Origin of the sequence: Chryseobacterium bernardetii (assembly GCF_003815975.1) — a bacterium.
Classification (GTDB): Bacteria; Bacteroidota; Bacteroidia; order Flavobacteriales; family Weeksellaceae; genus Chryseobacterium; species Chryseobacterium bernardetii.
Genome location: NZ_CP033932.1, coordinates 510,289 through 529,072 on the forward strand (window position 1 = coordinate 510,289; position 18,784 = coordinate 529,072).

The 18,784-nt window shown below is 37.3% G+C and carries 13 protein-coding genes; all 13 read right to left on the minus strand.

Translation table 11 applies throughout. The features are described from left to right. Window positions 1-70: 70 nt before the first annotated feature. The 13 genes from EG339_RS02340 to nusG all read right to left on the minus strand — a co-directional run bounded on the left by EG339_RS02340 (window position 71) and on the right by nusG (window position 18,776). Window positions 71-523 carry a hypothetical protein gene (locus tag EG339_RS02340; RefSeq protein ID WP_123868699.1) on the minus strand — a complete coding sequence of 151 codons (453 nt, stop codon included), beginning with the start codon at window positions 521-523 and terminating at the stop codon, window positions 71-73. A gap of 3 nt (window positions 524-526) precedes the next feature. After that, window positions 527-3,376 (minus strand): T9SS type A sorting domain-containing protein, encoded by a 2,850-nt coding sequence (locus tag EG339_RS02345; RefSeq protein WP_123868700.1) that lies wholly within the window; start codon window positions 3,374-3,376, stop codon window positions 527-529. Between the two features lie 379 nt (window positions 3,377-3,755). Next, complete coding sequence (locus EG339_RS02350; RefSeq protein WP_027375539.1) at window positions 3,756-4,061, minus strand: DUF3467 domain-containing protein; 306 nt, start codon at window positions 4,059-4,061, stop codon at window positions 3,756-3,758. A gap of 87 nt (window positions 4,062-4,148) precedes the next feature. Next, entirely contained in the window at window positions 4,149-8,414 is a 4,266-nt protein-coding gene (gene rpoC, locus EG339_RS02355) for a DNA-directed RNA polymerase subunit beta' (RefSeq protein WP_123868701.1), read from the minus strand. A 101-nt stretch (window positions 8,415-8,515) separates the two neighbouring features. Beyond that, window positions 8,516-12,337, minus strand: a complete 3,822-nt coding sequence (rpoB, locus tag EG339_RS02360) for a DNA-directed RNA polymerase subunit beta (protein WP_123868702.1) — start codon at window positions 12,335-12,337, stop codon at window positions 8,516-8,518. A 753-nt stretch (window positions 12,338-13,090) separates the two neighbouring features. Beyond that, a complete protein-coding gene (gene rplL, locus EG339_RS02365) occupies window positions 13,091-13,459 on the minus strand; it encodes a 50S ribosomal protein L7/L12 (RefSeq protein ID WP_066693827.1) in 369 nt (122 codons plus the stop codon). A 46-nt stretch (window positions 13,460-13,505) separates the two neighbouring features. After that, complete coding sequence (gene rplJ / locus EG339_RS02370; protein ID WP_123868703.1) at window positions 13,506-14,093, minus strand: 50S ribosomal protein L10; 588 nt, start codon at window positions 14,091-14,093, stop codon at window positions 13,506-13,508. A 17-nt stretch (window positions 14,094-14,110) separates the two neighbouring features. After that, window positions 14,111-14,803, minus strand: coding sequence for a 50S ribosomal protein L1 (gene rplA / locus EG339_RS02375; RefSeq protein WP_066693832.1), 693 nt, complete (start codon window positions 14,801-14,803; stop codon window positions 14,111-14,113). Between the two features lie 11 nt (window positions 14,804-14,814). Further along, window positions 14,815-15,261 (minus strand): 50S ribosomal protein L11, encoded by a 447-nt coding sequence (gene rplK / locus EG339_RS02380; protein ID WP_047099700.1) that lies wholly within the window; start codon window positions 15,259-15,261, stop codon window positions 14,815-14,817. Between the two features lie 370 nt (window positions 15,262-15,631). Then, complete coding sequence (locus tag EG339_RS02385) at window positions 15,632-16,300, minus strand: hypothetical protein (protein ID WP_123868704.1); 669 nt, start codon at window positions 16,298-16,300, stop codon at window positions 15,632-15,634. 6 nt (window positions 16,301-16,306) lie between these two features. After that, the gene (locus EG339_RS02390) at window positions 16,307-16,945 is read right to left on the minus strand and encodes a hypothetical protein (protein ID WP_123868705.1); all 639 of its coding nucleotides are present in this window, start codon (window positions 16,943-16,945) and stop codon (window positions 16,307-16,309) included. Window positions 16,946-16,955: 10 nt separating this feature from the next. Further along, a complete protein-coding gene (locus tag EG339_RS02395; RefSeq protein WP_123868706.1) occupies window positions 16,956-17,576 on the minus strand; it encodes a hypothetical protein in 621 nt (206 codons plus the stop codon). Window positions 17,577-18,233: 657 nt separating this feature from the next. After that, window positions 18,234-18,776 (minus strand): transcription termination/antitermination protein NusG, encoded by a 543-nt coding sequence (nusG, locus tag EG339_RS02400; RefSeq protein WP_002976412.1) that lies wholly within the window; start codon window positions 18,774-18,776, stop codon window positions 18,234-18,236. Between the last annotated feature and the right edge of the window lie 8 nt (window positions 18,777-18,784).

Below are 18,784 nucleotides of genomic sequence, written 5' to 3' on the forward strand. Positions count from 1 at the left end.
TAAATAACATGATTACCGGGATGCATAAAAAGATAAAAAATAGTTTTCTGTTCAAAAAACAAACAAGATTTTAAGGAGCTAATTCCTCCTGGGTTTCTACTAAAATGAACTTCGGGATACTGATTTTGTAAGATTTACCAGAACTTTTCAATGTATACTCCACCCAACTTTCTTTAAGATCAGCTTTGTTTCTGGCATTTTCTACAGGTGCTCCTGAAGGTAAATCTTCAATATTTGCATTATTATTTTTATACTGCAGGTTGCCCTGTACTACAATGATATTCCCTGCAGTATTCTGGCTGAATGGAATTTTACTTCCTTCTGCCAGAAGGGATTTTATAATAATATCTTTTTTTGCCTTCAACTTTACAGTATAAATAATTCCTTTTACTCCAGCTCTTCCGCCAGACCATTCTGTTTTTTCAGCAGAAAGTACAGAAACTGATTTATCCTGAAAGTTGGATACTGGCATTCCACAGGAAGCCAGTACCCAAAATAATATTAATAATAATGGATTATTCATTTTTTAATCCTCATCACCTCCGGTACGTCCAATTACCAGGAAGTTTCCGCTAAATACAATCTCACCTTTATCTTCAGCTTTCAAAATATAAGTTCCCGGCAGCATTTTCTGACCGAATTCTTCATCAGATTTTACATTCTTCTTGCTGTATACAAGCCTTCCAGCTTTATCATATATACTGATATCTACAGTATTATGATTGGCATTATTAAATCTTAAACGGGCAATTCCCTTAGATGGATTAGGATATACCCTGTTTGCTGCTCTTAAAGATGCCTTTGTAGTTTCCGAAGTAGCCAGAGTATTCGTATTTTGGGTTGTCCACGCACCTCTTCCATAAGTAGAAACCAAGACTGTTTTTGTAGAAGGTCTGTAATCCAGGTTTGTTACTCTTACATTCCCGATATTCCCTGTTACTGATGACCAAGTAGGTGTTCCGGAAAGGAAATTGGCAGTTCCCCATACCCCCAATTCCGTACCTACCAATACTTCATTAGGGTCATCCGGATTTCTAAGAATAGTTCTTACAGGCATATCCGGCAGATTACCTTCTTTATTCTGCCATGATGTTCCCCCGTTCGTTGAATAGAATATGCTCACCTGGTTATAATTAGATAAAGTTAATAAAATCTCATTCTCATTAGCCCCAAATTCTATATCCGAAATTGTTCCTGCAGCAGCAGGTGATAATTCAGTAGAGGTGTACGATGTCGTATTGGCATTGGTAATTTTGAAAAGTCTTCCCAGGTTAGTTCCTACAAAAAGTGTAGTGGATGTTTTTGTATAAGGAGACACTTTCATCCATGAAATCTGTTCACCACTCTGGGCTGTTCCTACCGTAACCAGATCATTAGTAAACGTTGTAGCAGTACTGCTAAGCCCGGCTGTTCTGAAAAGCGTAAGTCCTGAACGGAAAGAATAGAAAACCTCATTATTTCTGTCCAATGCAATTTCATTTACGAAATGACCCGTATTCCTGTTAGCAGAAGTTGTGATCAAAAAATAAGGTGAATTAGGACCATTATTCAGTAAATAATGATTATTATTGGTATAGCTGGAAATTTCATAATTATCCTGATCATCATATTCAGGATACATTCCGTCTCCTCCGGTAGCGGCTTGCGTAGTTAAGAAATTATTAGCTTGAGGCGCACCATACAGCCACCAAGAGCCATTATCCTGAGCTCCTGCCAGAAATTCTTCATCAGCCGGAGTTTTTGTTGGATTAAGTACCGCTCCGTAGAACTGGGTTACATTATACCTTCTATTTCTCGCAACCATTCCCCCAACTGTTCCAATATTTCCTTTATTGGCTGCGAAAAAAATCCCGCCATCATTGCCAAACATCATTTGGCCGGTACTGTAATTGTTGAATGGATTAAATACTATAGCATGCTGATCGGCATGTACCGTAGAAACAGCCAAAGTAGCCATATTATTGTTATTGGACCATTTTGAAATCTGGGTCCAGTTAACCCCTCCATCTGTAGATTTAAACAGATCAATCCCACCAATATACAATGTATTATCATTCTGAGGATCTGCAGCGATTACCAGATCATAAAAAGACTGTCCTCTTGTAAAATCATTGGCTGGAATACTGGCATCTGTAGCGGTAGGTAATTTAATAACTTGCGGCACATCTGAAGTAGACTGCCATGTAGCTCCTCCATCAGTTGTTTTTACAATTCTGATAGGCTCAGTAGTTCCAGCTCCCTGCATAAAAGCATAAGCTTTGCCAGCATCAGTTTTGGAAAGCGTGAAGTTTACTCTTGAACCGGTATTTCCAACATTATAAATCTGATTGAAAGTGTTTCCATCTGTAGATCTAAAAATTCTACCTCCGGAATCTATATTTGTAAACCGGGAACTTCTTGTGGAAAGCCATATAGAATTATCTGCAGCAATTTCTATTTGCTGAATAGAATATCCTGTTGTACTTACCACATTTGTTGTAGTATTCATAGCCAACAGGTTAGTATTTTTGGTAAAGGTAGCCCCACCGTCTACAGATTTGTACAATCCAGCCTGGCTAAGCCCCTGCCATCCGTCATTAAATGTAATTCCAACATAAGAACCGCTTACCCCGGCATATATTTCTGAAACACCGTTGTTATTTCTTACTTTAATATCATTGATATAGAAATTTCCATTTCTTACTCCATTTGAAGAATAAGTAACCGGAACGGTAAAAATCTGAGTCCATGTAGCCCCACCATCTGTGGTTTTCCAGATTCCTGAGCCCACAACATCAGTGGTTGATGATTCTCCCGTACCTACATAAAATACCTGTGGGTTGTTGGGATCTGAAGTGATGCATACTACTGAAGTATTAGCCCAGAATGTACTCAAAGGCTGCCATTCATTTGTGCTTACTGAAGGATCCTGATTCACCCAAAGACCTCCTGAAACTCCACCGGCAAAAACTCTCTTACCTGTTGCATCATTGGGATCATACATGATTGCTCTTGTTCTTCCTCCTACACTATAAGGTCCTCTTTCAATCCATGGTTCATTGATTATTTTCCCTGCAGCAGCCCCCTGACCCCCACTAATAAAAGACATTGGCTGGGTTGCTTTATACTCCCCCATCAGGATATCCTTATTTACTTTTGCTAACTTTTCAAAATTAACATTTCCCGTAACAGGATCCATGGTTCTTTTATAATCCTCCTCGTTATATAAATCCGGAGGAGTTCCCATTAATTTAGCATTTTTATGTGCTTTCTTAATGTCTTTTTCATATTTAGTATAAAGTTCCTGCAAGTGCTTCTGGCTAGCCTGCGGTTTATTTTGCTGCTGAGCATATAAATTAATGCAAAGTAAAGCAGCTGCAATAGGGTAAATTTTCATTCCTTTTCAATTTTTTACAAATTTAATTAAGAAAAGTAAAATATTTTAACCCTTATTAACTAAATTAATTCAATTTGTATTTAATATTAATAAAATAAAAGCCCATTATATTTTAAATATTTTATAAGCAGATATTAATGGTAGAATTGCGAAAAATATAAACATTTATAAAAAAGAACAGTTTTGTGAATTAATAATCTATCTAGATAAGATAAATTCAAAGCATTTCAATCAATTAACTGATTTGACAATTACAACAATAGAGAATAAGTGTAACAAAGCGGATTGTCTGTTTGGTACGAATTATACATTCAGAACCATAAAAATAAAAAATGCCCTGGCAAAACCAGGGCATTCTTATTTATTGTAAGAAAAAATCTTAAGCTTGTACGTTGTTTCCTCCTAATACGAAAGGCTCAACTTCTTTGATTTCTCCAAACTGCTGCTCATAATTAGCGATGTTCTGCTGAAGAGCGCTTAATACTCTTTTAGCGTGAAGTGGAGCAAGAATTACTCTTGATCTTACTTTAGCCTGCTGAACACCTGGCATCAACTGAATAAAGTCTACTACAAATTCAGATGGAGAGTGGTTTACTAGCGCTAAGTTAGCATAGATACCAGCAGCTACCATTTCGTTTAATTCGATGTTGATGTTTCCGTCTTGTGGATTTTGATTGTTGTCCATTGTTATAAATTATGTTTTTAAAATTCGAAATTTGAGATTGTGAAAATATAAAAATAATTTCAAATCCCAAATTTCAAATCATTAATTTTAGTTAAGGTCTTCGAATTCTTTCTTAGAACCTACAATAACGTTCTGATACTCTTTAAGACCTGTACCTGCAGGAATTCTGTGTCCTACAATTACATTTTCTTTAAGACCGTTAAGATCGTCTATCTTACCAGCAACTGCTGCTTCGTTAAGAACTTTAGTTGTTTCCTGGAATGATGCTGCAGACATGAATGACTTAGTCTGAAGGGCAGCTCTTGTAATACCTTGCAGTACAGGAGTTGCTGTAGCTGGAAGAGCTTCTCTTACTTCTACCAATGCCAAATCTTCACGCTTCAACTTAGAGTTTTCGTCTCTTAATTCTCTTGCAGTAATCATCTGACCTGGTTTAAATTCTTTAGAATCACCAGCATCTACTACTACTTTAAGACCGAATACCCTGTTATTTTCTTCCAAGAAGTCATACTTATGCTCAAGAGCTCCTTCAAGGAATTGAGTATCACCTCCATCCACGATAGATACTTTTGTCATCATCTGTCTTACGATGATTTCGAAGTGCTTGTCGTCGATTTTTACCCCCTGTAGACGGTAAACTTCCTGGATCTCGTTTACTAAGTATTCCTGAACAGCTGTTGGACCTTTAATTCTTAAGATATCGTCTGGAGTAATTGAACCGTCAGAAAGTGGCGAACCAGCTCTCACGAAGTCATTCTCCTGTACTAAGATCTGGTTAGATAATTTAACTAAGTAAATTTTTCTTTCTCCAGTTTTAGCTTCAACGATCAATTCTCTGTTACCTCTCTTAATTTTTCCGTAAGAAACTACCCCGTCAATTTCAGTAACAACTGCTGGGTTTGAAGGGTTTCTTGCTTCGAATAATTCGGTAACTCTCGGAAGACCTCCGGTGATATCCCCTGCTTTTGCAGATTTTCTCGGGATCTTGATTAAGACTTTACCAGCCTTAATTTTCTCACCATCGTTTACCATCAAGTGGGCTCCTACCGGTAAGTTGTAAGCTTTTTGCTCAACTCCTTTAGAATCTACCACCTTCAAGGTAGGTACGGCTTTCTTATTTCTGGATTCAGAGATTACTTTCTCTTCAAATCCTGTCTGTTCGTCAATTTCAAGCTGGAATGAAATACCCTGGATGATATCCTCGTATTCTACCTTACCTGAAGTTTCAGCAATAATTACCGCGTTATACGGATCCCATCTACAGATTGTATCCCCTTTCTTCACTTTATCACCTGGCTTCACAGATAGAATAGATCCGTAAGGTACGTTAGCTACCATTAATGGAGTTCTAGAATCATTATCAGCAACTAATCTGAATTCCGTTGAACGGGAAACTACAACCTCAGCGGTGTTACCGTTTTCATCTTCAGAAGTAATTGTTCTTACTTCATCCATTTCAACGATACCGTCTCTTCTTGCAACGATTGATGGGTTTTCTGATACGTTTCCTGCAGTACCCCCTTGGTGGAAGGTTCTCAACGTAAGCTGAGTTCCCGGTTCCCCAATTGACTGTGCAGCAATTACACCTACTGCTTCACCCATGTGGATCATCTTACCAGTTGCAAGGTTTCTACCGTAACATTTAGCACAGATACCTTTCTTAGCCTCACAAGTAAGTGGAGAACGTACTTCAACTGCTTCTAATCCTGCTTCTTCAATTCTCTTAGCTAACTGCTCAGTGATTACCTGATCTGCTTCAGCGATTAATTCATCACTTTCAGGATCATAGATATTATGAAGAGATACTCTACCTAAGATTCTTTCAGAGATTTTTTCAACGATCTCGTCATTTTTCTTAAGTGCAGTAACTTCAGTTCCTCTTAAAGTTCCACAATCGTCTTCTGTAACGATAACGTCCTGTGCAACGTCTACCAATCTTCTGGTTAGGTAACCAGCATCGGCAGTTTTAAGAGCGGTATCCGCAAGACCTTTACGGGCACCGTGGGTAGAGATAAAGTACTCTAAGATGGAAAGTCCTTCTTTAAAGTTCGCAAGAATCGGGTTTTCGATGATCTCCGCACCGGTAGAACCAGCTTTCTGCGGTTTCGCCATCAAACCTCTCATCCCTGATAACTGACGGATCTGTTCCTTAGAACCCCTCGCCCCAGAATCAAGCATCATGTATACAGAGTTGAAACCACCTTGGTCAGTTTTCATTCTGCTCATGATCATTTCAGTTAATCCGGCGTTAGTGTTTGTCCAAACGTCGATTACCTGGTTATAACGTTCTGTATCGGTAATTAGACCCATGTTATAGTTAGCTCTAATTTCGTCTACAGTTTCAATTGATTGTGCAATCATCTGTTTTTTCTCAACAGGAACTACAATATCCCCAAGTGAGAAAGAAAGACCTCCTTTGAATGCGTTTGAGTAACCTAAGTCTTTCATTGCATCAAGAAACTTCACAGTTGTAGGGAAATCTGTATCAGCAAGGATCTTACCGATAACATTTCTCAATGATTTCTTGGTAAGAAGTTCATTGATATATCCTACCTGTTTAGGTACGATCTGGTTGAACAGGATTCTACCTACAGTAGTTTCGATCAGTCTTGTTACGATTTCTCCGTTTTCCTTAACAGGTAATTTACATCTTACCTTAGCGTTTAGGGAAACTTTTCCTTCTGCGTAAGCAATTTCCGCTTCTTCAGGAGAATAGAATGCAAGCCCTTCTCCTTTTACTTTCATGGTATCAGTAGAGCTTAATTCTTTAGTCATGAAATAAAGACCAAGAACCATGTCCTGAGATGGTACCGTAATTGGAGAACCGTTTGCAGGGTTCAAAATGTTTTGAGAACCTAACATCAATAACTGAGCTTCAAGGATCGCTTCTGGTCCTAACGGCAAGTGTACCGCCATCTGGTCACCATCGAAATCGGCGTTGAAGGCCGTAGTTACTAACGGGTGTAGCTGGATTGCCTTACCTTCGATCATCTTAGGTTGGAAAGCCTGAATACCAAGTCTGTGAAGCGTAGGTGCCCTGTTCAATAGTACCGGGTGACCTTTCATCACGTTTTCAAGGATATCATAAACTACTGGTTCTTTTCTATCGATAATTCTCTTCGCAGATTTTACTGTTTTTACAATACCTCTCTCGATTAATTTTCTAATGATGAATGGTTTGTAAAGCTCAGCTGCCATATCTTTAGGAATACCACATTCGTGAAGCTGTAAGTTTGGACCTACAACAATTACAGAACGTGCAGAGTAGTCAACCCTTTTTCCTAATAGGTTCTGACGGAAACGACCTTGCTTACCTTTCAATGAATCAGAAAGTGATTTCAATGGTCTGTTTGATTCAGATTTTACTGCAGAAGATTTTCTTGTGTTATCAAATAATGAATCTACTGATTCCTGAAGCATACGCTTCTCGTTTCTCAGGATTACTTCAGGAGCTTTAATCTCCAATAATCTCTTCAAACGGTTATTTCTGATGATAACTCTTCTATAAAGGTCATTTAAGTCAGAAGTTGCGAAACGCCCTCCATCCAATGGAACCAATGGTCTCAGTTCTGGTGGGATAACTGGAAGAACACGCATAATCATCCACTCTGGTCTGTTGATCATTCTTGTATTAGCACCTCTTAATGCTTCTACAACGTTCAATCTCTTAAGAGCTTCAGTTCTTCTTTGCTTAGATCCTTCATTATGAGCTTTGTGTCTCAAGTCAAAAGACAATGCATCAAGATCAATTCTCTTTAACAATTCCTCAACCGCTTCAGCACCCATCTTAGCGATGAATTTGTTTGGATCAGAATCATCAAGATATTGGTTCTCAATAGGAAGAGTTTCCATGATATCAAGGTACTCTTCTTCTGTAAGGAATTCCATGTTCTCGAAATCAGAACCGTCTAATTTCTTAGCAATACCTTGTTGAATCACTACATATCTTTCATAGTAGATGATCATATCTAATTTCTTAGAAGGAATTCCAAGAAGGTATCCGATTTTGTTTGGTAATGAACGGAAATACCAGATGTGTGCAATTGGAACTACAAGGTTGATGTGCCCGATTCTCTCTCTTCTTACTTTTTTCTCAGTAACTTCTACTCCACAACGGTCACAAACGATCCCTTTGTAACGAATTCTCTTGTATTTACCACAAGCACATTCGTAATCCTTTACAGGACCAAAGATTTTCTCACAGAATAGCCCGTCTCTTTCAGGCTTGTGAGTTCTGTAGTTAATAGTTTCCGGTTTTAAAACCTCTCCTCTTGAGTCTTGTAAAATAGACTCCGGTGAAGCTAAACCGATGGTTATTTTATTAAATCTACTTGATTTATTTTTATTTGACATAATTTTATTTTTGATTAAAAGATTAAAGATTGAAAGATTACTTTCTCTCTTATATCTCGGAGTTTATTAATTCTTTAATTGTTAGTAATTAAATCTTTAATTTACTCCTCCAATCTTACGTCTAATCCAAGACCTTGTAACTCGTGAAGTAGTACGTTGAATGATTCCGGAATACCTGGTTCAGGCATAGATTCACCCTTAGCAATGGCTTCATAAGTTTTTGCTCTACCAATCACGTCATCCGACTTCACAGTAAGGATCTCTCTCAGGATGTTAGATGCACCGAATGCTTCAAGTGCCCAAACCTCCATCTCTCCGAATCTCTGACCTCCGAACTGAGCTTTACCTCCTAACGGCTGCTGAGTAATCAATGAGTAAGGACCAATAGAACGTGCGTGCATTTTGTCATCAACCATATGTCCTAGTTTCAGCATGTAAATAACACCTACAGTCGCTGCCTGAGTAAATCTTTCTCCGGTACCACCATCATAAAGGTAAGTGTGACCGAATTTAGGAAGACCAGCTTTCTCTGTATATTCAGTAATCTGATCAAGAGTTGCTCCATCGAAGATTGGTGTAGCGAACTTCATTCCTAATTTCTGACCAGCCCATCCAAGAACTGTTTCATAGATCTGTCCGATGTTCATACGCGAAGGTACCCCAAGTGGATTCAATACGATATCTACCGGTGTTCCGTCTTCAAGGAATGGCATATCTTCTTCACGAACGATTCTTGATACGATACCTTTGTTACCGTGACGTCCTGCCATCTTATCCCCTACATTCAGTTTACGTTTCTTAGCAATGTAAACTTTAGCCAGCTTCATGATACCCGCCGGAAGCTCGTCTCCGATTGAAATTGCAAATTTCTCACGGTTTTTAACTCCCTGGATGTCGTTATATTTGATTTTGTAATTATGAATCAATTGTTTGATCAATTCATTCTTGTCAGCGTCTACTGTCCAGTCTGCACCGCTAACGTTTACATAATCTTCAACTGAAGTTAATAACTTGTGAGTGAATTTCACACCTTTACCGATGATCTCTTCGTCAAGGTCATTATGTACCCCCTGAGAAGTTTTACCGCTTACCAGTGTATTTAATTTTTCAATTAAAGTATTTCTCAACTCGTCAAACTTAGCCTTGTAAGTGTTTTCAATTTCTTCAAGCTTAAGTTTTTCTTCAGTTCTTTTCTTTTTGTCTTTAATGTTTCTGGAAAACAATTTCTTGTTGATAACCACACCTCTTAATGATGAGTCAGCTTTCAATGAAGCATCCTTCACATCACCAGCTTTATCACCGAAGATTGCTCTAAGGAGTTTTTCTTCAGGAGTTGGGTCAGATTCACCTTTTGGAGTAATTTTACCAATCATGATATCCCCAGGCTTCACTTCAGCACCAATTCTGATCATACCGTTCTCGTCAAGATCTTTGGTAGCTTCTTCAGATACGTTTGGAATATCTGCTGTAAGCTCTTCCATTCCTAATTTGGTATCACGAACTTCAAGAGAATATTCATCTACGTGAATTGAAGTAAACCAGTCTTCACGCACAACTTTTTCGTTGATTACGATCGCATCCTCGAAGTTGTATCCTTTCCAAGGCATGAACGCTACCACTAAGTTTCTACCAAGAGCCAATTCTCCTTTTTCAGTAGCATAACCGTCGCAAAGTACCTGTCCTTTTTCCACTACATCACCTACTCTTACGTTTGGTCTTAGGGTAATGGTTGTACTCTGGTTGGTTTTTCTGAACTTAGTAAGGTTATATGTTTTAGTAGCAGACTCGAATTGTACTAAATCTTCGTCCTCACTTCTTTCATACTTAATAACGATTCTGTCAGCATCTACGTACTCTACAGTACCTGTACCTTCAGCGTTAATTAAGATTCTTGAATCTCTTGCAACCTGCTGCTCAAGCCCTGTACCAACGATTGGAGCCTGTGGCTTCAATAGAGGAACGGCCTGACGCATCATGTTAGATCCCATCAATGCACGGTTCGCATCATCATGCTCCAGGAATGGAATTAATGAAGCGGAGATACCGGAAATCTGGTTAGGAGCTACGTCGATAAGGTCAACCTGGTTAGGTTCTACTACCGGATAATCACCGTCCAATCTTGCAATAATTCTGTCTGTTTCGAATTCACCGTTATCGCTCAATTCAACGTTTGCCTGAGCAATTACTTTAGCTTCTTCGTCTTCTGCATTCAGATAAATAGGAGCAGCGTTAAGATCAATCTTACCGTTTTCTACTTTTCTGTATGGAGTTTCGATGAAACCAAGGTTGTTGATTTTCGCATAAATACCTAAAGATGAAATCAAACCGATGTTTGGTCCTTCCGGAGTTTCAATCGGACAGATTCTTCCGTAGTGGGTATGGTGAACGTCTCTAACCTCGAAACCTGCTCTTTCTCTTGATAAACCACCAGGCCCTAGTGCCGATAATCTTCTCTTGTGAGTAATCTCAGACAGAGGGTTGGTTTGGTCCATGAACTGAGATAGCTGGTTGGTACCGAAGAATGAGTTAATTACAGATGTTAAAGTCTTAGCATTAACAAGGTCAAGCGGAGTAAAGATTTCGTTATCTCTAACGTTCATTCTCTCCTTGATTGTTCTTGCAATTCTTGAAAGACCTACTCCGAACTGTCCTGCTAATTGCTCACCAACAGTTTTAATTCTTCTGTTAGATAAGTGGTCGATGTCATCCACCTCCGCTTTAGAGTTTACAAGTTCGATTAAGTGTCTTACGATTGCAATGATATCTTCTTTTGTAAGAACCTCAGTTGTAGTTGGGATGTTAAGACCTAACTTTTTGTTTAGTCTGTAACGTCCTACTTCACCTAAAGAGTATCTCTGCTCAGAGAAGAATAATTTTTCAATGATTCCTCTTGCAGTTTCCTCATCTGGTGGATCTGCGTTTCTTAACTGACGATAGATGTACTCTACAGCTTCTTTCTCAGAGTTTGTAGGGTCTTTTTGTAATGTATTCTGAATGATAGAGAATTCATTGCTGTTTTCTTTGTGAATCAGGATTGATTTCACACCGGCATCCAGGATAAGATCTAAGTGTTCTTTTTCAAGGATGGTTTCTCTATCCAGGATGATCTCGTTTCTTTCGATAGAAACTACCTCCCCTGTATCTTCGTCTACGAAGTCTTCGAACCATGTGTTCAATACTCTCGCAGCCAATGTTCTCCCTTCCACTTTTTTAAGGGCTGCTTTAGAAACTTTCACTTCTTCAGCAAGGTCGAAGATCTGAAGGATGTCCTTATCAGATTCGTAACCGATAGCTCTTAATAAAGTTGTTAATGGTAACTTTTTCTTACGGTCGATATACGCGTACATTACGCTATTGATATCTGTTGTAAATTCCATCCAAGATCCTTTGAAAGGAATAATTCTTGAATAGTAAAGTTTGGTTCCGTTAGCGTGGTAAGTCTGTCCGAAGAATACACCCGGAGATCTGTGTAACTGAGTTACGATTACACGCTCTGCTCCATTGATAATGAATGAACCAGAAGGAGTCATATAAGGAACCGGACCTAAATATACATCCTGAACCACTGTTTGGAAATCTTCGTGTTCCGGGTCAGTACAATACAATTTAAGTCTTGCTTTTAGAGGAACTGAATAAGTAAGTCCTCTTTCCACACACTCATCAATTGAATAACGTGGAGAATCTACCAGATAGTCAAGGAATTCTAATACGAATTGGTTTCTTGAATCCGTAATTGGGAAATTCTCTTGGAAAGTCTTGTAAAGAGCTTCTGTCTTTCTGGCTTCAGGAAGTGTATCAAGCTGGAAAAATTCTTTAAAAGACTCTATTTGGATGTCCAAAAAGTCCGGAGTTACAATTTTTCCTTTCGCTGATGAGAAATTAATTCTCGGATTTCCTTGAGTTGTTGATTTTGTTTTACTCATAAAACTTTTAAGAAAGGGTTAAAAAATATTTTGATTCATTTAAAAATATCAGGAAGAGAAAAGAAAAACAAAGAGAAAAGAGAAAAGACATGAGATATTTGGCGCTATCAGAAATAGTCTTATTCTTTGTTCTTTATTCTTACAGTCTGATTCCTAACTGCAACACTGGTATATCTTTTCACAGCGTAATGCAAAATATTTTTCTTACTTTTGAGACGGCATTACCCGTAATATCTATAAACACAAAATCCCTTCCATGTTATTACACAATGAAAGAGTTGATTTTCAGTATTTTATAAATTTACAAACAATTTTTCGCGCCAAAAGAGGGGCAAAGATACAAAAAGTTATCCACAATTACAAATAATCTCTCTCATTTTGAGGCGATTAAAATAAAAAGAGCAGCTCGCTTCTGAGCAACCCTTCACCAACACTAAGTTTCTTTATTATTATTTCACAATAACTTTATAAGACTTTACAGCCGATTGAGCTTCTACCTTAATGATAGAAATTCCTGTAAGCAGTGACCGTATATACCATATCACTCTATGGTTTGCTTATAATCATAAACGCTCTTTCTACCTAGGATACTACTTGTAGTGTAAAAGCAATACTGTAAACTCTTTTGAGTTTGTTTTTGTTTTTTTTAATTCCTGATATTCATTAGGTGTCAGCTTACTCAGGAGGAGAAATATAAAACAAAAAAAGCCTGAGCATTTGCTCAGGCTTCTTATATTTATAATAAAATTGAAATTATTTCAATTCTACTTCAGCACCAGCTTCTTCTAATTGCTTCTTAAGAGCTTCAGCTTCGTCTTTAGATACACCTTGCTTTAATGGAGCAGGAGCACCGTCTACGATATCTTTAGCTTCTTTAAGACCAGCACCAGTTAAATCTTTTACTAATTTAACGATAGCTAATTTAGAAGCACCTGCAGACTTAAGAATTACATCGAATTCAGTCTTTTCTTCAGCAGCTTCACCTGCAGCTCCACCTGCAACTACTACAGCAGCAGCAGCTGGCTCAATTCCGTACTCATCCTTAAGGATAGCAGCTAATTCGTTTACGTCTTTTACAGTTAGGTTTACTAGCGTTTCAGCTAAATTTTTTAAATCTGACATTGTTGTAATGTTTTTGTTGATTATTTATTTAATTTTTTGAGTATAATTATTCAGCACTTGTTTCTTCAGTGCTTTCTGCAGCAGATTCTGGAGCTTCAGCAGCAGGAGTTTCTTCAACTACAGGAGCAGCTTCTTCAGCTTTAGCTTCTACAGTTTCAGGTTTGTTTTGAAGAGCAGAAACAACTCTTTGAATTGGAGACTGAAGTAATCCGATGATTTCACCGATCATTTCTTCTCTAGACTTGATGTTAGCCAACATGTCTAGGTTGTTGTCACCAATATAGAAAGTTTCCTGAACAAAAGCAGATTTTAAAGCCGGCTTTTCTTCTTTCTTTCTGAATCCTTGGATAAGTTTCGCAGGAGCATTAGCTGTATCAGCAATCATTAATGCTGAGTTTCCTTTGAAAGATGGGAACATTTCAGAGTAATCTACTCCTTCAATTTGCTCCATTGCTTTTTGTAAAAGTGTATTTTTTACAACTTTTACTTTGATATTTTGCTTGAAAGCCTGTCTTCTGAAATCTGAAGATTTACCAGCGTTCAAACCTTCTAGATCTGCTACGTATACTACTTTTGCATCCTGAAGCAAATCTTTGATCTCTTGTATCGCTACAACTTTTTGGTCTTTTGTCATTGTCTTAGGATTAAATATTAGTTAACAGATTTAGTATCAATTGCAATACCTGGGCTCATTGTAGAAGACAGATAGATAGACTTTACATAAGTTCCTTTAGCAGCAGTTGGTTTCATTTTGATCAATGTCTGGATTAATTCCTGAGCATTTTCTTTGATCTTAGCAGCATCGAAAGATACTTTACCAATACCAGCATGGATGATACCATACTTGTCTACTTTGAAATCAATTTTACCTGCTTTCACTTCAGTTACTGCTTTACCAATTTCCATAGTTACAGTTCCTGATTTAGGGTTTGGCATTAAACCTCTTGGACCTAATACTCTACCTAATGGACCTAATTTACCCATTACAGCTGGCATAGTAACGATAACGTCAACGTCTGTCCAACCTTCTTTAATTTTTTGTAAATATTCGTCAAGACCTACATAGTCAGCACCAGCAGCTTTAGCTTCTGCTTCTTTATCTGGAGTTACTAAAGCCAAAACTTTAACATCTTTACCAGTTCCGTGAGGAAGAGATACAACACCTCTTACCATTTGGTTAGCTTTTCTTGGGTCTACACCTAATCTTACAGCGATATCTACAGAAGCATCAAACTTTGCAGTGTTCACTTCTTTTACAAGAGCTGAACCTTCTTCAAGGTTATAGAATCTTCCTTTTTCTACTTTGCTTAAAGCTTCCTTTTGCTTTTTAGTCAATTTTGCCATTTCTAATAGTTTTAAGCGTTAAAAGTTGGTTTAGTTCCTGTTACTCTTAATCCCATAGATCTAGCAGTACCTGCAACCATAGAAACTGCAGAGTCCATTGTAAAACAGTTAAGATCCGCCATTTTATCTTCAGCGATTTTCTTTACTTGTTCCCAAGTTACAGAACCTACTTTGTTTCTGTTTGGTTCACCAGAACCTCCCTTGATCTTAGCCGCATCCATTAATTGGATAGCTGCAGGTGGAGTTTTAATAACGAATTCAAAAGATTTGTCTTCGTATACTGTAATTACTACAGGTAAAACTTGCCCTGGCTTATCTTGGGTTCTTCCGTTAAATTGCTTACAAAACTCCATGATGTTCACACCTGCAGAACCCAATGCTGGACCTACTGGTGGAGAAGGGTTAGCTGCGCCACCTTTCACCTGAAGCTTTACCATTTTAAAGACTTTTTTAGCCATTGTTTGTTTTTTAAATTTGAATAATTAATGAGTTTGGAAGCATTTATTATTCAGCAGGTTATCGCACTCACCTATGATAAGCCTACTTTTTGGACTGCAAAAGTATAAAATATTTTTGAAACTACAAACGGATATTGCTGATTTTTAAAAAGTTTAAAAAAATAGTATAAAAAAGGCCAGAATTAGATTCTATTATTTTCTGTCTTTACAGGACCTGCTGTTTGTAAAGAAGTTTTTGTACCATTTTATTTATTTTCTAGAAAGTTTAATTAAATAATAACCCCAACAGCCTATTATTAATCTAAATAACAAACCAGACTATCGTTTTTAATAATCTGGTTTTCTTAAAATCAAATGTATTGCTATTATATTAAAAACCTGATGGTTTATTAATCGTTTGGGCAGACCCGTTAGTTCCTCCCAGGTCAGCATTAATTTCATTGATATTGTGCTTTGTAATAAGTCTTTTGTAAGCCATCAGATAAAGGTCCACTGTAAAATTGTTATAATTTCTTACCAGGCCTGCAGAGGTATTGGCAATAATTCTGCTGTCTGTAAATTTTGCCTTGATATGCCAGGTACCATTGCTTTTAAATGCTATTACATCTGGAGATCCCTGTTTATTATCATTTACTCCATTGTTCCCGTAATCAAGTACCACAGTAGTATTTCCGTTATTAAGCTTAAAAGAATAATTATGGAGTACAACCAAAAAGTTATTGACGTCTATTTTAGTATCATAATCAGTAATTCCATCTCCCGATACGTTGGTAAGGCTGAGTTTAATATAATTGAATAGTCCGCTGCTTTCTAAATTCGGATCGTAAAGCTGTAGTGCGTTTTCTGATGTTGCCAGGAAGCTACCTCCTGTCATGGTAGGTTCACCCGGATTTCTGAGGTACAGGGAATTGGTATATGTTTTTCCGTTTACATCAAGTGTTTCTGCAGGCTTATCTGTTTTGATTCCTACTTTCCCGGTCTGGGCATTCAAAAGTACACCCAGCCCTATCATCATTGTAATATAAATTTTTCTTATCATGTTTAATTATTGAAGCCCAAGAGGCGTATTGGTTGATACTCCTGAAAAAGAAGCTGCAGCTGATACTGAGCCTTGAAATGTTCCCCAGTCTTTTACCAGAGATTTCTCAAATACATTTAATGTCAATGTCCAGGTTCCGTTCTGTGAATTCACTGTGCCTGCACCCTTAAAACTTAAATTAATAGCCTGATAATTCTTTCCTCCCTGCTGTACTTTAGTTACCTCAGTAGAATAAGCACCATACAGTCTTGAAGTAGATGTTGTTGTTGCAGAAACAGCATCACTAAAAACAGCTCCCGTAATTGCTACAACATATTTGTCAGCATCTAAACCTGTATTCAGGTTAACTACTTCATCCTGCTTCACATTTTTTAACACTACAGTATACATATTTACCGGTGCTACATTTCGAAGGGTAATATCCAGAAGCTTTACTTTTCCTACAGGAGAAGAATCTTTTGAGCGGGTAAGCAATAAATAATTTCCTCTTGCTGTTGTATTTTCAGTATCAATTAAATAAGATTCTACCAGAGTTTCCCCCTCTACATCAAGAGTTCCTTTTGGATTTGCTGTATTAATTCCTATCTGAGCTTTCAAACCTAATGTGGCAGCAGCTACAAAGAATAGCGATATAATTTTTTTCATTTTTAGTGTTTTATTGAATTAAAGGAGCTGCAGCAGCACCGGTTGTAGAAGATCTAAGATCCTGAGTTGAGTTGAATTCCTTTGCATAAGACCTGTCATACACCAACAAATTCAAAGTCCATTCTCCAGTAGGCAAATTTGATGTTGGAGTGAATCCCTCATAGTCGGCTTTTAATTTCCATGTTCCGTTTGTTGAATACGCAAAGATCTGTGGAACCGGAGTCAACCAGTCTGCCGTATTTGTTCTTACGGGCTGAGTAAATCCGAAAGAAGAAATCACCACTAAGAATTTTTTTGAATTGATCTTTGTATCAAACTCTCTTACCCAGTCCTTATCTGAGGGATCGCAGGCTATTTTAAACTGAATGATATTGATGGGTGCCGGAGAATTCGGCACAAAGGAATCATTATAAGCCGTAATTTTATTTTCAGGTGCCGGAGACTTAATAATAAAAGTATAGTTTTCATCTGCACCCAATTTCTCCATTGGTTTTTTGAAAACAATACCGGATGTTTTCATTGTTCCGTTCACCGTTAGTTCTTTCTCGGGTTTCGCAGTATTAATTCCAACTTGGGCATTAATAAATACTGCTGATCCTAATAAAAGGATCATCGAAATAATTTTTGTCATTTTTCGGTTATGTGTTTGCTATAAATCTATGTCCACCACATCTCATTACTCACAACTCAGGTTTTTAATTAAAAAACACAAAAGATGTTCTGTACAACTGTAAAAAGTGCACTAAATGAGAAAAACAATAAGTTTTATGGGTTAATTGCCGAATAAGTTACAAGAACTATGCCATCAAAAGTAGATTTAGCTTTAAAAAAAACTTTAAACAAAGAGAAAATCAACTGTTATCCCATAACAGTGACTATTAAATTCAGGTAATACACTGTGTAGAAGCCAATACCCCAGATCCGTTATTACACTATTAATAAAATAACCCTATTAATTTTATTGAAAATTAAATTTAAGATATAAAACAAGATCCCTTTTTAACAATAATAAAATTTAAGAAAGAAAAGTTCTTAATAAATATTTAAATCTGATTATTGAATTCATTATATGGCCTACATTGTTTGGGCTAAGCCAATGGATGGAATGTTAATTGTTCATTACTCAACTCTTAAAAACCACTTTTTAGTATAAACCATTAGCTTCGGTGGATGAAAGGGGAATTGTTTTCATTTACCGGAAGTTTCCGTCAGTCTGCTCCTAATTTGGAATATGTATACAAAAAAAAGACTGCTTAACAGCAGTCTCTTTATATTTTATAAGTAAATGTTATACTTTTTCTACTTGCATATAGCTTAGTTCCATTGGGGTCTTTCTACCGAAGATCAATACAGAAACTTCAATTTTCTTTTTGTCTTCAAGAATCTTCTCAACTGTACCATTGAATCCGTTGAAAGGACCATCGATCACTTTTACGTTTTCACCCACTACATATGGAATCTCAACATCACTTGCAAATTCTGAAAGCTCATCCATTCTTCCAAGCATTCTGTTCACTTCTGATTTTCTCATTGGAACAGGATCGCCTCCTTTTGTTAAACTTAAGAAAGAAATAACTCCGGGGATATTTTTGATAACATGAGGAATCTCTCCCATCAGGTCAGCTTCAATCATCAAGTATCCAGGATAGTAAGGTCTTTCTTTAGGAACTTTTTTACCGTTTCTAATTTGGATTACCTTTTCCATAGGAATAACCACTTGAGTAACGTACTGCTCAAACCCTAGACGTTTGATTTCTGTCTCAATATAGTTTTTCACTTTATTTTCCTGTCCGCTGATTGCTTTCAGCACATACCATTTCAATTCGCTCATTATGGGAA